The sequence below is a fragment of the Microbulbifer sp. TYP-18 genome (genome assembly GCF_040932045.1).
GTDB lineage: Bacteria > Pseudomonadota > Gammaproteobacteria > Pseudomonadales > Cellvibrionaceae > Microbulbifer.
Genome location: NZ_JBFRBC010000011.1, coordinates 23,237 through 37,517 on the forward strand (window position 1 = coordinate 23,237; position 14,281 = coordinate 37,517).

Below are 14,281 nucleotides of genomic sequence, written 5' to 3' on the forward strand. Positions count from 1 at the left end.
AATATGGTGACGAAACAAACCACCAAACCCTGGTATCGGGAACCCTGGCTGTGGCTGGTGATGGCGCCACTGGTGCTGGTGGTCCTGGTGACCCTGGTAATGGTCTCCATCGCCGTGCGCTACGCCGACGATACCGTCAGCGACACCTATTACAAAGACGGCCTCATGTACCACTACACCGCCGAGCAGGATGAAAAGGCCCGCCAGCTGGGACTGGCGGGCCTGTTGCAGTTTGAGGGCCAGGCGGTGACCCTGGAACTCAATGGCGATTTTGACTTGCCGCCACAGTTGTTGCTGACCCTCAGCCACCCGGTGGAGGCGAACCTGGATCGCAATATTTTACTGTCCCGGGTTTCCGCCAGCCGCTATAGCGGCAGCTTCGACGGGGATATGCGGCACCGCTGGTACCTGCGCCTGATGCCGGAGCTGGATCCGGACCGGCACCTGCAGGCGGCGTGGCGCCTGACCGGGGAGATCAATTTCGACCTGGGTCGGGCCGCTCCCCTCAACCCGGCGAGCCAATGACAGCTGTCAATTGTTTTCACTGCGGTCTGCCGGTAGCGCCCGGCAGTTCCTTTCCGGTATTGATCGGCGGCACCGAGCGGCCCATGTGCTGCCCCGGTTGCCAGGCGGTGGCGGGGGCCATTGTCGCCGGCGGCCTGGACAGTTTTTATCGCTACCGCGATGCGCGCAACGAACGCCCGGATCAGGGTACGCCGGATCCCTCCCAGTGGCAGGCATACGACCTGCCCGAGGTGCAGGCGGAGTTTGTGCGCGATTCGGACCAGGGAGCCAAAATCGCCGCACTGCTGGTAGGCGGTATCAGCTGTGCGGCCTGTGTGTGGCTGATCGAGAAACACCTGGGACGCCTGGATGGGGTGGAGCGGGTTTCCGTCAACGCCAGTACCCAGCGGGCGCAGATTTGCTTCGACCCCGCCCGGTTGCAGCCCAGTGCCCTGTTCACCGAACTGGCGCGTATCGGTTACCGCCCGGCCGCGGCCACCGCCGGCAACAGCGAACAGCTGATCCAAACGGAGCGGCGGGCGGCGTTGCGCCGCCTGGGTGTGGCCGGGCTGGGCACCATGCAGGTGATGATGTTCGCCGTGGCGCTTTACTTCGGTGCCGCCACCGGTATCGATCGCGAACTGGAACGCTATCTGCGCTGGGTCTCCCTTCTGGTCGCCACACCCGTCGTTTTCTACGCTGCGCGACCATTTTTCGCTGCCGCCTGGCGCAGCCTGACCGGGCGCCATTTGAGTATGGATGTGCCGGTGTCGCTGGCTATCGGGCTGGCCTACGCCGCGAGCTTTTACGCCACTCTGTTCGATGTGGGCGAAGTCTATTTCGAGTCTATCTCTATGTTTACCTTCTTCCTGTTGCTGGGGCGGACGGTGGAGATGCGCGCCCGCCACAGGGCCGGACTCGCCAGCGGTGGCCTGGCGCAGCTGCTGCCCCTGACTGCAAACCGAATGGGAGCGGATGGGACCCGGTCTGTGCCGGTGACCGCCCTGCGCGTGGATGATCGCATCCTGTTGCGACCGGGGGACACTATCCCCGCCGATGGCGAGGTGGTCGACGGCAGCAGCGGCGTGGACGAATCCCTGCTCAGTGGAGAGGCAGCCCTGCAGCAGAAAGAAAAAGGCAGCCAGGTGTTTGCCGGCAGCGTCAACGGCGATTCAGCGCTGGAGGTGCGGGTGACTGCAGCGGGTAAATCCACACGCTTGTCGGCCATCGAGCGACTGGTGGAGGATGCGCAGCTTCACAAGCCGAAACAGGTAGCCCTGGCGGACCGTATCGCCGGTGTCTTCGTCGGCGCGGTGTTGGTTATTGCGGCCGCAGCCTTTGCGGTGTGGTGGCAGATAGATCCGCAGCGGGCCTTTTGGGTGGCCCTGTCGGTACTGGTGGTCACCTGCCCCTGCGCCCTGTCCCTGGCCACCCCCGCCGCACTGGCGGCGGCGACCCTTAGGCTGCAGCAGCTGGGACTTCTGGTGGCCGGGGGACACCTGCTGCAAACATTGCCGGGGATCACACGGGTTGTGCTGGACAAGACCGGAACCCTGACCCTTGGGGAGCCCCAGGTGGTGCGGATTCAATTGTTGCGGGAAAGCTGGTGCGAGCAGCAGGTCCGGCAGGTGGCCGGCGCGCTGGAATGGCAGACCGGCCATCCCCTGGCGCGGGCCTTTCGCGCCTGGTCCGGCCAGCTGGCCGCATCTGACGTACGGGTGCACACAGGGCAGGGTGTCGAGGGACGGGTCCAGGGCCAGTGCTTGCGCCTGGGCCGCCCGGATTTCGCCGCCCAGGCCGCACCTGCGATACCCGGGGGGGAAGGGCAGTGGCTGCTGCTGGGGGACGACGACGGACCCATCGCCTGGATACTGATCGGGGACCGGCTGCGCCCCTCCGCACAGATGGCGTTGGCGCAGCTGCGGGATGTCGGACTGAAAGCGGAGCTGCTCAGCGGCGACCCCTCCCCTGAGGTGGCGCGCCTCGCTGCAGTGGTGGGTATCGACCAATACCGTGCCGGTGTCTCACCGGAAGACAAACTGGCTCATTTGCGCAGCCTCCAGGAGGCCGGAGAACGGGTGCTGATGGTGGGCGACGGCATCAATGACGTGCCGGTGCTGTCCGGCGCCGATGGGTCCGTGGCCATGCTGTCCGCCGCCGACCTGGCCCAGTCCAGGGCGGACGCCATTCTGTTGCGCGGCGATCTCCGGGTATTACCCCGGGCGTTGCTGCTGGCGCGTCGCTGCCGGCACATAATCCGTCAGAATCTGCTGTGGGCCCTGGGTTACAATGCACTGGCGCTGCCGCTGGCGGCCTGCGGGCTGGTCCCGCCCTGGGTGGCAGCACTGGGCATGTCGGCCAGTTCGCTGATCGTGGTGTTGAATTCACTGCGCCTGTCGCGCTGGCAGCCGGCGGGGGAATCCCGCCCATCCACAACCAATGTAGCCGGTACGGCCCTGGCCGGACCGGGAGATCACTGAATGAGCAGTCTGTATTTCCTGATCCCCATCGCCATCCTATTCGTCGCCATCGCGGTGAAAGTCTTTTTCTGGGCCGTCAACAGCGGCCAGTACGACGACCTGGAAACCGAAGGGCGGCGCATCCTGTTCGACGATGACCGGGAGGGTGCAGGAGTACAGGGCGGCGGCGAGGCGCCGGCGGAGCCGGAGCAGCGCCCGTGACCGACTGGGGTTTCATCGCCGCGGCTCTGGCAGTTGGATTTCTCGGCAGCGGCCACTGTGTCGGTATGTGCGGTGGTATCGCCGGTGCCCTGGGCATGGCCTCCGACAGCGGTAAAACTGAATGGCAGCAGCTGCTGTCCTACTCCGCCGGGCGCCTGGGCAGCTATACACTGATGGGCGCGATCGTCGGCGCCCTGGGCGCGGCACTGGTGCCGGCGCTGGGCCCGCTGCGTGTGATTGCCGGGGTCATGCTGGTGGCCATGGCACTGTACATCGCCGGCTGGTGGCGTGGGCTGGTATGGCTGGAGCGCGGCGGCGCTTATTTGTGGCGGTATCTGCAACCTCTGTCAGCGCGGCTGCTGCCGGTGCGTTCTTCCTCCCAGGCGCTGGCCCTGGGTGCTGTGTGGGGCTGGCTGCCCTGCGGCCTGGTCTACAGCGCGCTGACTTTCGCCCTGGCCCAGGGCGGCGGCGTGTCGGCGGCACTGGCGATGCTGGCCTTCGGGCTGGGTACTGTGCCCGCAATGCTGGCCACCGGGGCGGCGGCTTCCAGTGTGCGCGGGCTGGTACAGAAAACCGGGGTGCGGCTGCTGTTCGCCGGTGCCATTCTGCTGTTCGGCCTCTGGACCATCTGGGGCGGGCTCGGCCACGGAAACCACGGTGCTCACGGCCCGCACAGCGCACCGCAAAGCGGCCAGTCGGAGCACTCACACCACCACTGACCGAGACCGCCGCTTACAGGTCGATGCGCAGGGACAGATCTATGGCTCTCAGGTGCTTGGTCAGGCTGCCGCAGGACACAGAGTCCACCTCCAGTTGTGCCAGCTGCTTTAGCCGCTCGCTGTCGACGCTGCCGGAAATTTCGATCTGCGCCTTTCCCCGTGCCAGTTCCAGTGCGGTTTTGGTGTCTGTGTCACTGAACTCATCCAGCATGATCACATCCGCCCCGGCCGCCAGCGCCTGGCGCAGTTCGTCCAGGCTCTCCACCTCCACTTCCACCAGCGCGTCCGCCTTGATAGTGCGGGCCTGGGACACTGCGCTGGCGATACCGCCGGCGGCGGCGATGTGGTTTTCCTTGATCAGAAAGGCGTCGTAGAGCCCGAACCTGTGGTTGTTGCAGCCACCGCACAGAACCGCATATTTCTGTGCGCTGCGCAGACCGGGAATGGTCTTGCGGGTATCCAGCACACGGATCTGGTTGTTCCCGGCACAGGCCGCATAGTGGGCAGCGACAGTGGCGGTGCCGGACAGAGTCTGCAGGAAGTTCAGCGCGGTGCGCTCGCCGGTCAGGATAGAGCGCGCCTTGCCTTCCAACTCCAGCAGCACTGCACCGGCGTCAACTCTGTCGCCGTCGTCAAAGCGCCAGGTCAGCCGCAGGTCCGGATCCAGCTGCCGGAACACTTCGTCCACCCAGGCGCGCCCGCAAAGGGTGCACGCCTCCCGGGTAACGATCCGCGCCCGGGCCCGCCGGTCCGCCGGGATCAGTTGTGCGGAGATATCGCCCGTACCCACATCTTCCGCCAGTGCGGTGCTCACCGAACGGTTCAGATCGTGGATCAGGTTGGGAATCACAGAGTCTCGGGGGTGCATGACAAAATCTCAAAACGACGCGGCGCAAGTTTACCAAAAAGGGTGCGCTCCAGCAGATTGTTGAAAAGCCTTCCCTGGCTTTCCCCAACCCGGGTTTGCGGCGCATGTACGCAAACCCTCCGCGACAAATCAAGCAGTTACACGCTTGACTTGCGACCCGAACATCCCAGTTAGGGCCTATCCATGCCCCGCCCACGGAGGCGCATTGTTATTTGCTGTAGCAGGCCTGCCAAAGATTGACCGGACGGCTGTGACCGCGATCACAAAGTCGCGATTTGCACTTGCCAGGGCCAGAGGTTGAGGGGGTAGAATCAAGGCGCCGAAATTTGTCTCGTGGCTCTTGTAACCTGTCGTAAACCGCAATTTTCCCCGAATTGTGGTGCGGGGAGCGGCGAGCTGCCCCTGAGCGGGTGCACCTGCTGGTGGCCGGAAAAATGGCTGTCAGCCGGGTGTCCGCCTGGGTATAGAGGGCGCCAGCAAGGTGTCCGCCAGTTACGCAGAGGAAGATGTGGATAAAAAACAGCACGGCAAGGTGGTCTCCCTGCGGCATAGAGGTAACAGTGCCCCAGATATTTCTTTAGCAGCCGAAACAATACTGTCTCCGGCGGTGACTGCACTGCGGGACTACGCCACCGAGCAGCTGCGCGAACGGGTCAAGCAGGTGTTCGCCAAGGTGGATGATTCGCTGTTCGCCATGGCGGAGCGCGCGCACCGGCAGGAGGAACAGGACGGTTTGTTTCACGCCCTGCGACTGTTGCGGGTCGAGCGCGGGCGGGTCGTGGACTGTCTTGTGGGCAATATTGCCGAAGCCTTCCAGTCACCCGCAGAGTCTGAAGCCGGCGAAAGTGTGGGTGCGGAAAACCTGTCGCTGGTACACAACGATGATCTGGAGCAACTGGTCGCGGTCGATACCATGGTGGCCAGTGCCAAGCGCGCCTACGGCGAGCAGGTCACCGAACTGACACTGCGCCTGGATACGCTGTACAGCGAAAAAATCTCCAACAAGAACAACCCTATCGGCGTGGATGCAATCTGTACCGCCTGTGTGGAGGCGGTGCGTCCGCTCAATCTGCATATCCGCGCCCGCCTCACCCTGCTGAAGAAATTTGAGCAGCATGTGGTGCAGCATCTCGACGATTTTTACCAGAGCGCTAATCAGCTGTTGGTGGGGCAGGGGGTGCTGCCTACGCTGCGCCAGCAGCGGCGGGAAGCCAGGCGGCGGTCCCAGCCGACGACTCCCGGGCCCGGTCCCGGGATGGCCCGCGCTGGGGGGCAGATGACACCGGGGGGGCAGGCCCCCGGCGGCCCCGGCCCGGAACTGGGCGCCGGCGGTGGCCACTTCGCCCCCGGACTGCTGCCTGCTACGGCGGGACTGGCGCCCATGGCACCGAGTGACCTGGTGATGCAACTCGGCGCCCTGCAGGCCCAGGCCAGTGCGCTCACTGAGCGGCCTCAGCTGCTCGATGTGAACAGTCTGCTGCAGCAGCAACTGGTGGAACAACAGCGTTCAGCGTCCCTGGCCAAGGCGGATCGGGACGTCATCAAGCTGGTGGAAATGCTGTTCTCGTTTATGCTTGACGACCGCAACCTGGCAGAGCCCATCAAAAGTCACCTGGGGCGCCTGCAGCTTCCGCTGCTCAAAGTCGCCATCGCCGATAAATCCTTTTTCAGCAAAGGCGGCCATCCGGCACGCAAATTACTCAATGAGCTGGCGGATGCCAGTACCGGCTGGCAGGCCGGGGAGCAATACGAGACGGATCCGCTGTTCTGCGAAGTGGCCAGGGTTGTGGATTCGGTGGTGAATGAATTCGAGGAGGACATCTCCATTTTCGACCAGCTGCTGCAGCAACTTCGCAGCTTCACCGCGAGGGAGAAAAAGCGCGCGGCAATGCTGGAACAGCGCATTGTGGATGAAGCGGATGGTCGAGCCAAAACCCAGGCTGCGCGGGCCCGCGTGGCCGCGGTATTGGAGGCCTTGTCCGCCGAGCGTGAATTGCCCGGTGTCGTTTCCGACTGGTTGGAAAAGGTGTGGAATCACGCCCTGTTTCTGATCTGTGTCAAAGAGGGCAGCGACAGCGAAGCCTGGGCAAAGGGTGTGAGGACAGCGCGCGACCTGATCTGGAGCGTCGAGGCCCCCATGCCGGAAAATCAGCAGCAGCTGCAACAATTGCTGCCGTCCCTGCAACAGCGGCTGCGGGATACGCTGGAGATGGTGTCCGTGAGTCCCTTCGAGGCGCGGCGGCTGTTTGGCGGGCTGAAAGACATCTATCGCGAACAGTTCGCCCTGGCGCAGCGCATTCTTGCCGAGCGCGAACAGGCCGCACAGGCACAAGAGACCCCACTCGAAGAGACTCCCGCTGCGGAGGTCGTCGGGACAGCGGAAGTCAGCGGCAGCGAGGTGGAGGCGCCTCTGCCTGAAGTGGAGGAATTACAGGAGGTCGCTGCGGCGGCGGAAGTGGTCGCCGAGCCGTCTTCTGGCGCGGAAGAGGTGGCGATTTCTGAGGAGGACCCCCACTGGCAGCAGACGTTCCGCCTGTCCCAGGGCAACTGGTTTGAGTTCAAACGCTCCGACAGTGAACAGTTTCGCTGTCGCCTAGCTGCGGTAATCCGGGATATCGACCAGTTTATTTTCGTCAATCGCAACGGCGCCAAGGTGGCGGAGTTTTCACGCCGGGAACTGGCGCTGGCATTGCGCAGCATGGAGTTGATGCCGCTGGATGACGGCATGTTGTTCGAGCGGGCACTGCAGTCGGTTATCAACGATGTGCGCCGCGGCACCAGGAGTCATACCTAGGACCTGTCGACATTGCACATGCGCAAAGCCTCCACGACAAATCAAGTGGTTTCACGCTTGATTTCCCCCCTGTATATACCTGTTCGAGACAGCAGGCGGCTGGCAAAGCTTTCTTCAGCAGCCTGTTAGGCGCACACCGTTTCCCCCACCGCGGAGTGCGCTTGGCGCTCGCCCACCCTTTTTCTATTATTGAACCGTTGCCCCAGTCGATCCTTTAGCAGGCTGTTGAAATTCGAAGAATTTCGACGCCTGGTACCGGAATATGGATGTTCCGGCAAAATCAACGACGCCTAAGCCGTTGATTTTGGGAGAAAAGTGAAAATCACATTTTTCGCTTTTCGTGTTTTGAAACAGGCAGGATGCCTTTTTCAACAACCTGCTAGTAGGTGGCAGAGGCGACAAGCCATTGGGTGGGGCGTTATCTACTGGTCAAAAAGCCAATTTATTACCCTGGCGCGGCAGCCGGGCAACAGTGGGGTATCGGTGTGAAGTATCAGTTGGAATCCGGATGGCTGGCGGGGGCCCGCAGAGTACCCAGCCCCCACTGCGATCAAAGGCCCGCGGACACGCCCATCGAACTGCTGGTGATTCACTGTATCAGCCTGCCGCCGGGACAATATGGCGGCTCCCATATCGATGATTTTTTTTCCGGTGCCCTGGACGTCGACGCGGATCCCTATTTCGAGGGGATTGCCGGGCTGCGGGTATCTGCACACCTGCTGATCGACCGGCACGGCCGGGTCACCCAGTATGTGCCGCTGGACAAGCGCGCCTGGCACGCCGGGCAGTCGTCCTTTTGCGGTCGCAGTGACTGCAATGACTTTTCCGTCGGGATTGAACTGGAAGGGCTGGATTCGGACAGCTACACCGACGCCCAGTACCAGGCATTGGCGGAGGTGACCGCCGCTATCATGCTCGCCTACCCGGGCATTACCTCCGACAACATCACCGGCCACTCGGACATAGCCCCGGACCGCAAGCTGGATCCTGGTCCCGGGTTCGACTGGGGTCGCTACCACACAGAGTTGAGCGCCCTGTTATCGGATACCGCCTAATTGCCCCGAATCGCAGCATCAAGGGTTTTTCCGCTGCAGCTCCGGCGTTATTCTTCCCGCACGAGTTTACCAAGTGGGAATTGCTATGGCTCTGCTGACTGTATTGCTGGCCCTCGGCCTGGTCCAGCTATGGGGTTCCGGCGCGCCGGTTCACCGGGATGCTTGGTTCGCCTGGTGGCACCGCAAGCTGCCGGGGTCCCTGAGGGACAACCCCGGCCTGCTGCTGGGCGCCACCGTACTGCCGCCGGTGCTGCTCAGTGCCGTCATCATGGTGCTGGCCGAGGCGCTCCTGGGCCGGCTCGGCATTTTGTGTGCCGGGGTACCGCTGCTGCTCTATTGTCTGGGGCGCGGGAACTTCAATGAATGCGTGTCCACATACCTGCGCAACTGGTACCAGGGCGATTTGACTGCGGCGCGGGAGGCGGCGGCACCGCTGCTGAAAGAGCTGCACGAACAGGAGGGTGCCACCCCGGAGCAATTGCACGAACAGGTGTTCCGCGGCGCCGCCTATACCGCCTTCGAGCGCCTGTTCGCGGTGCTCTTCTGGTTCGTCCTGCTGGGAATTCCGGGCGCCCTGTTGTTTCGCCTGAGCGCCCTGTACGCCGAGTTGGACGAGTCGCAAGGCGATCCGGAGCTGGCGCAGCGCTGGCTGTGGTTGCTGGAATGGGTGCCGGTGCGCGTGATGGGCTTCAGCTTCGCTATTGTCGGCAATTTTGTCGGTTGTTTTCGCGCCTGGAAAAACTGCCTGACCTGCCGCGAGCGGAGCACGGATCAGGTACTGGAAGTGTACCTGGAGGGGGCGCTGGGGGGGATAGATGCCAGCCAGTGCAGTGCGGGCGTGGAGACCGGCGAGGCGCAGCGATATTGCGGCGCCCAGTTGGAAGGCCTGCAGGCGCTGTTGTCGCGGGCTCTGCTGCTATGGATCACCGCGCTGGCCCTGGCGGTGCTGTTCGATATCTGAGTTTCCCATTGGTACCTTGTAGGTGAACTGGTACTAAATTTGGAATTTTGTCCCAATTGTCCGCTTGACGTGGGGGCGCTGGAGCGGAATATTGCACTCTGCGTGGTCACGGGCACCGGTTGCCCGGGTACCTCGCCGGCACAGGCTCAACCCTTCGTGTAAATAAAAATGCAGAAGAGAAAATAACCTCAGCGGGAACTATCAAATGGAAGCGGCAACCACGAAATCTCCAACAGCGGCAAACAGTGAGAGTCTCAACGCCCCGGCCCTGGTCGCGGGTCTGCGCTCTTATTTCAGCAGCGGCACTTCCGCCGACCTGAGCTGGCGGCGCCGGCAACTGATGCGGTTGCGGGATATGCTGGTGGAAAACGAAGCCCGGTTCATCGATGCCCTGCACAGCGACTTGCACAAGGCGCCCCAGGAGGTGTTTACCACCGAAATATCGGTGGTTCGCGGTGATATCGACAATGCGCTGAAGAATCTCAAACGCTGGTCCCGCATCCGCCGTGCGGCCACACCGCTGGTGGCGCAGCCGGGCAAAAGCTATATCCAGCCCGAGCCCCTGGGGGTGGTGCTGATCATCGGCGCCTGGAACTATCCTCTACAGCTGCTCCTGTCCCCCCTGGTGCCGGCCATAGCCGCCGGCAACTGTGCCGTGGTCAAACCGTCGGAACTGGCGCCCGCCACCTCTGGCCTGATTGCGGAATTGCTGCCCCGCTATCTGGACCGCGACGCCTTCGCCTGCGTCGAGGGCGAAGTGGCGGAAACCACCGCCCTGCTGGAGCAGCGCTGGGACCACATCCTCTACACTGGCGGCGGCCAGGTGGGCAAGATAGTGATGACCGCAGCGGCCAGGCACCTGACGCCGGTAACCCTGGAGCTGGGGGGAAAGAGCCCCTGTATCGTGGCCGATGATGCAGATATTGATGTCACTGCGCGGCGTATCGCCTGGGGCAAGTTCACCAATGCCGGCCAGACCTGCATAGCCCCGGACTATTTGCTGTGCACCAGGGCCACAGCGGAGCGGCTGCTGCCCGCGATCGAAGCCTGTGTGCGGGAAATGTTTGGCTCAAACCCCCGCGACTCAGCGGACTACGGGCGCATCGTCAACGACCGCCACACCCGGCGTATCGCCGCTTACATCGGCGACGGAGAGGTGGCCTTTGGCGGCCAGATGGATATGGGCGCGCGCTATATCGCTCCCACGGTGCTGCGCAAGGTGCCGGTAGAATCCGCGGTAATGCAGGAGGAGATTTTCGGCCCGGTACTGCCGGTGGTGGAACTGGAGCATATAGGGGAGGCCGAGCAGTTCGTCAACAGGCGCGATAAGCCCCTGGCACTGTACCTGTTCACCCGCGACGATGGGGTGACCAAACGGATTCTGGCCCAGTGCAGTGCCGGCAATGTCTGTATCAATGACTGCATGATGTTTATGGCGGCCCATGAGCTGCCGTTTGGGGGTGTCGGCCCCAGCGGCATGGGCGCCTATCATGGTGAGCATGGCTTCAAGACCTTCAGCCACTTTAAGGCGGTGATGAAGCGCAGTTACAAGTTTGACCTGAGTGTGCGCTATGCGCCGTTTTCCGCCGCCAAGATGCGCCTGCTGCGCTTGCTGCGCTAACAGGCGGCTGAACAGGGCGACAATCCAGTGGATGAGGGATCATTTATTGGATTGATGGCTTAACAATTGATAGCGCAGTGTCACTGTACAGGGCGGATCTGCGTACCGCCGCTCACCGGAGAAGCACCGAGTTTATGTCCGTCGCCAGCCGCGATCTGCCCACCAGTGCAGATGTTTTTACCGCCGCACAAAATATCGCCGGGCGGGTGCATTGCACACCGCTGATGCGCAGCGGCCTGATCGACACTGCCACTGGCGCCAAACTATTTTTTAAGTGCGAACACCTGCAAAAAGTCGGCGCCTTCAAGGCCCGTGGTGCGGCAAATGCCCTGGCGCAATTGCCGGCGGGGGTTGAGCGTGTCGCAACCCACTCCTCCGGTAATCACGGTGCCGCTCTGGCCTGGGCCGCGGCGCAGAGGGGCCTCTCCTGCACCGTTGTGATGCCGCAAACGGCGCCTCGGGCCAAGCGGGAGGCGGTGGCGGCCTACGGTGCCGATATTGTCCTCTGCGGCCCGACCCTGGCCGATCGCCATGCGGCGCTGGAACAGGTGGTGGCCGCTAGCGGCGCCCATGTGGTGCCGCCGTTCGACGACAGCCGGATCATTGCCGGCCAGGGCACTGTGGCGCTGGAGATTATTCAGCAGAGCCGGGAACTGGGTGCAGTGCCGGATATCCTTGTCGCCCCTGTGGGCGGAGGCGGGCTGCTGGCAGGCATTGGTCTGGCGGTGGCAGCGCTGGCGCCGGAGATGCTGGTTATCGGCGCAGAGCCCGCCGGTGCCGACGACGCTCAGCGCTCACTGCACGGCGGCAGCCATGTTACCGAGCAGACACCGGAGACTATCGCCGATGGTTTGCGCACCACCCTGGGCTACCGCAATTACGCCATAGTGCGGCGCACAGTACGGGACATAGTCACGGTTTCCGAAGCGGGTATCGTCGATGCCATGCGGCTGTTGTGGACCCGCACCAAGCAACTTGTGGAGCCCTCCGCTGCGGTCGGCCTGGCCGCAGTGCTGGAGCACGGCGCGCGATTTCGCAAAAAAAATGTCGCCGTGGTGCTCACCGGCGGTAATATGGATCTGGACAGGGTTTCGGAATTGTTTCCACCGGGGGGAAATGGCGAGTGAAAGCACTGACTATGGGGCGCAACCGGTTTCCGGGGGCGGGATTTGTAGGGGCCGCGGCTGCTAAACTGGTGGCTGTCACAGCACTACTGGTAACTGCCACTATGTCCTCTGCCGCCGAATTTACCCTGACATCCACCACCATGAACGCCGGCGCGCGCATGCCCCTCGCCCAGGTTTACACTGGCTGCGGCGGCGAAAATATTTCCCCCGAACTGAGCTGGAGCGGTGCGCCGGAGGGAACCAAAAGTTTTGCATTAATGGTATTCGACCCGGATGCACCCACCGGCAGTGGCTGGTGGCACTGGGTGATGTTCAACATTCCGGCAGGCGTCACCAGCCTGCCGGAAGGGGCCGGTGATCTCAAGGCCGGCATGGTTCCCGAGGCCACCCAGGTGCGCAATGACTACGGCAGCCCCGGCTATGGTGGTGCCTGTCCGCCCCCAGGGCATGGGGACCACCGCTACCAGTTCCGCCTCTATGCCCTCAAGGTGGAGGAGCTGCCGCTGGACGACGATGCCACACCGGCGATGGTGGGTTTCAATGTCAACGCCAACAAGCTGGCGGAAGCCGGGCTGGAAGTGCTGTGGGGCCATTGAGCAAGCGGCAGCCTAAGTGTGAACAGGCCCTAGAAAAAATATGACTGGAGCAACGATCCGGCAAGCCGTATTCAACCGCCGCATGTTGATCTGTGTCGCCACCGGATTCGCCTCCGGTATGCCGCTCTATGTGCTGGTGCAGCTGGTGCCCGCCTGGCTGCGCTCGCAGGAGGTCAGCCTGGCCACCATAGGCCTCTTTTCCCTGCTGGGTCTGCCCTATACCTGGAAATTCCTCTGGTCTCCGCTAATGGATCGCTATGCGTTTCCCCTGCTGGGGCGGCGCCGGGGATGGATGTTGGCAATGCAGATAATGCTGGTCGCATCCATTGCCACCCTGGGTATCTTCGATCCCCAGGTGGACATTTGGAGCATCGCCGTACTCTGTTTTGCGATGGCATTTTTCAGCGCCAGCCAGGATATAGTGCTGGACGCTTTTCGGCGTGAAATTCTGCCCAACCGGGAACTGGGCCTGGGAAATTCCTTCTATGCCAATGCCTACCGGATATCCGGGCTGATACCGGGTTCCCTCAGCCTGATCCTGGCCGATCACCTGCCCTGGAACCTGGTGTTTCTCACCACTGCCGCCTTTATGGGGGTGGGCATAGTCACCACCCTGTTGGTCAAAGAACCGGAGCACCCGGGCGAGCGCCCCAAAAGCCTCCGCGATGCGATGGTTCTGCCATTTGTGGAGTTTTTCACCCGCAATGGCACCAAATCCGCACTGCTGGTGCTGGCGTTTATGGTTCTGTACAAGCTCGGGGACAATATGGCGACGGCACTGGCCACGCCCTATTACCTGGATATGGGCTACAGCAAAACCGACATAGGCCTGGTGGCCAAAAATGCCGGACTCTGGCCGGCGGCCATCGGTGGTTTTCTCGGTGGCCTGTTGATGGTGCGAATCGGGATCAACAAGTGCCTGTGGATTTTTGGCGTTATCCAGCTGGTGTCCATTTTCGGCTTTATGATTTTGTCGGAGGTGAACGGAGACCGGGTGGGAACTCCCGGCTTCGAACCCAGCTTATGGCTGTTGGCGATAGTGATCGCATTCGAATACCTGGGGGTGGGGCTGGGGACAGCCGCCTTCCTCGCCTTTATCGCCCGCACCACCAGTAAACTGCACACGGCTACCCAGCTGGCCCTGTTTTCGGCTCTGACCCTGTTGCCGCGCACCGTCGCCAACGCCTCCACGGGTTTTCTGGTGGAGGCCATGGGCTGGACCAATTTCTATCTGCTGTGTGCCGCCCTGGCCATACCCGGGATGCTGCTCCTGTTCGCCGTCGCCCCCTGGCGTGGCGATAGTGAGCAGGAGGAGGCCGGTAGTCACCCGGATGATCGCTGACGCGGTGCAAAAG

12 protein-coding genes are annotated in these 14,281 nt (G+C 62.7%); 11 read left to right on the forward strand and 1 reads right to left on the reverse strand.

Annotation, left to right across the window (positions count from 1 at the left end; translation table 11 throughout):
• Positions 1 to 3 precede the first annotated feature (3 nt).
• Genes ABVT36_RS10695 through ABVT36_RS10710 form a run of 4 tightly spaced genes read left to right on the forward strand, consistent with a single transcriptional unit; the run spans position 4 to position 3,904 of the window.
• Positions 4 to 525 (forward strand): FixH family protein, encoded by a 522-nt coding sequence (locus tag ABVT36_RS10695; protein ID WP_368456564.1) that lies wholly within the window; start codon positions 4 to 6, stop codon positions 523 to 525.
• The gene (locus ABVT36_RS10700) at positions 522 to 2,984 is read left to right on the forward strand and encodes a heavy metal translocating P-type ATPase (protein ID WP_368456565.1); all 2,463 of its coding nucleotides are present in this window, start codon (positions 522 to 524) and stop codon (positions 2,982 to 2,984) included. Before ABVT36_RS10695 ends, ABVT36_RS10700 begins: the two co-directional genes overlap by 4 nt.
• The gene (ccoS, locus tag ABVT36_RS10705; RefSeq protein ID WP_368456566.1) at positions 2,985 to 3,185 is read left to right on the forward strand and encodes a cbb3-type cytochrome oxidase assembly protein CcoS; all 201 of its coding nucleotides are present in this window, start codon (positions 2,985 to 2,987) and stop codon (positions 3,183 to 3,185) included.
• Positions 3,182 to 3,904 (forward strand): sulfite exporter TauE/SafE family protein, encoded by a 723-nt coding sequence (locus ABVT36_RS10710; RefSeq protein ID WP_368456567.1) that lies wholly within the window; start codon positions 3,182 to 3,184, stop codon positions 3,902 to 3,904. The genes ccoS and ABVT36_RS10710 overlap by 4 nt, the downstream gene beginning before the upstream one ends.
• A gap of 13 nt (positions 3,905 to 3,917) precedes the next feature.
• On the opposite strand, the gene nadC is transcribed toward ABVT36_RS10710, so the two are convergent.
• The gene (gene nadC / locus ABVT36_RS10715; protein ID WP_368456568.1) at positions 3,918 to 4,772 is read right to left on the reverse strand and encodes a carboxylating nicotinate-nucleotide diphosphorylase; all 855 of its coding nucleotides are present in this window, start codon (positions 4,770 to 4,772) and stop codon (positions 3,918 to 3,920) included.
• A 481-nt stretch (positions 4,773 to 5,253) separates the two neighbouring features.
• Between nadC and ABVT36_RS10720 the strand changes: the two genes are divergently transcribed.
• The 7 genes from ABVT36_RS10720 to ABVT36_RS10750 all read left to right on the forward strand — a co-directional run bounded on the left by ABVT36_RS10720 (position 5,254) and on the right by ABVT36_RS10750 (position 14,268).
• Entirely contained in the window at positions 5,254 to 7,566 is a 2,313-nt protein-coding gene (locus ABVT36_RS10720) for a DUF1631 domain-containing protein (RefSeq protein WP_368456569.1), read from the forward strand.
• A 485-nt stretch (positions 7,567 to 8,051) separates the two neighbouring features.
• Positions 8,052 to 8,621: a 1,6-anhydro-N-acetylmuramyl-L-alanine amidase AmpD gene (gene ampD, locus ABVT36_RS10725; RefSeq protein ID WP_368456570.1), complete on the forward strand. Its 570-nt coding sequence runs from the start codon at positions 8,052 to 8,054 to the stop codon at positions 8,619 to 8,621.
• An 85-nt stretch (positions 8,622 to 8,706) separates the two neighbouring features.
• Complete coding sequence (ampE, locus tag ABVT36_RS10730) at positions 8,707 to 9,582, forward strand: regulatory signaling modulator protein AmpE (protein WP_368456571.1); 876 nt, start codon at positions 8,707 to 8,709, stop codon at positions 9,580 to 9,582.
• Between the two features lie 205 nt (positions 9,583 to 9,787).
• Entirely contained in the window at positions 9,788 to 11,203 is a 1,416-nt protein-coding gene (locus ABVT36_RS10735) for an aldehyde dehydrogenase family protein (RefSeq protein WP_368456572.1), read from the forward strand.
• A gap of 134 nt (positions 11,204 to 11,337) precedes the next feature.
• A complete protein-coding gene (locus ABVT36_RS10740) occupies positions 11,338 to 12,330 on the forward strand; it encodes a threonine/serine dehydratase (RefSeq protein WP_368456573.1) in 993 nt (330 codons plus the stop codon).
• Positions 12,327 to 12,926, forward strand: a complete 600-nt coding sequence (locus ABVT36_RS10745) for a YbhB/YbcL family Raf kinase inhibitor-like protein (protein ID WP_368456574.1) — start codon at positions 12,327 to 12,329, stop codon at positions 12,924 to 12,926. Before ABVT36_RS10740 ends, ABVT36_RS10745 begins: the two co-directional genes overlap by 4 nt.
• Before the next feature lie 40 nt (positions 12,927 to 12,966).
• The gene (locus ABVT36_RS10750; RefSeq protein ID WP_368456575.1) at positions 12,967 to 14,268 is read left to right on the forward strand and encodes an AmpG family muropeptide MFS transporter; all 1,302 of its coding nucleotides are present in this window, start codon (positions 12,967 to 12,969) and stop codon (positions 14,266 to 14,268) included.
• Positions 14,269 to 14,281: the final 13 nt, after the last annotated feature.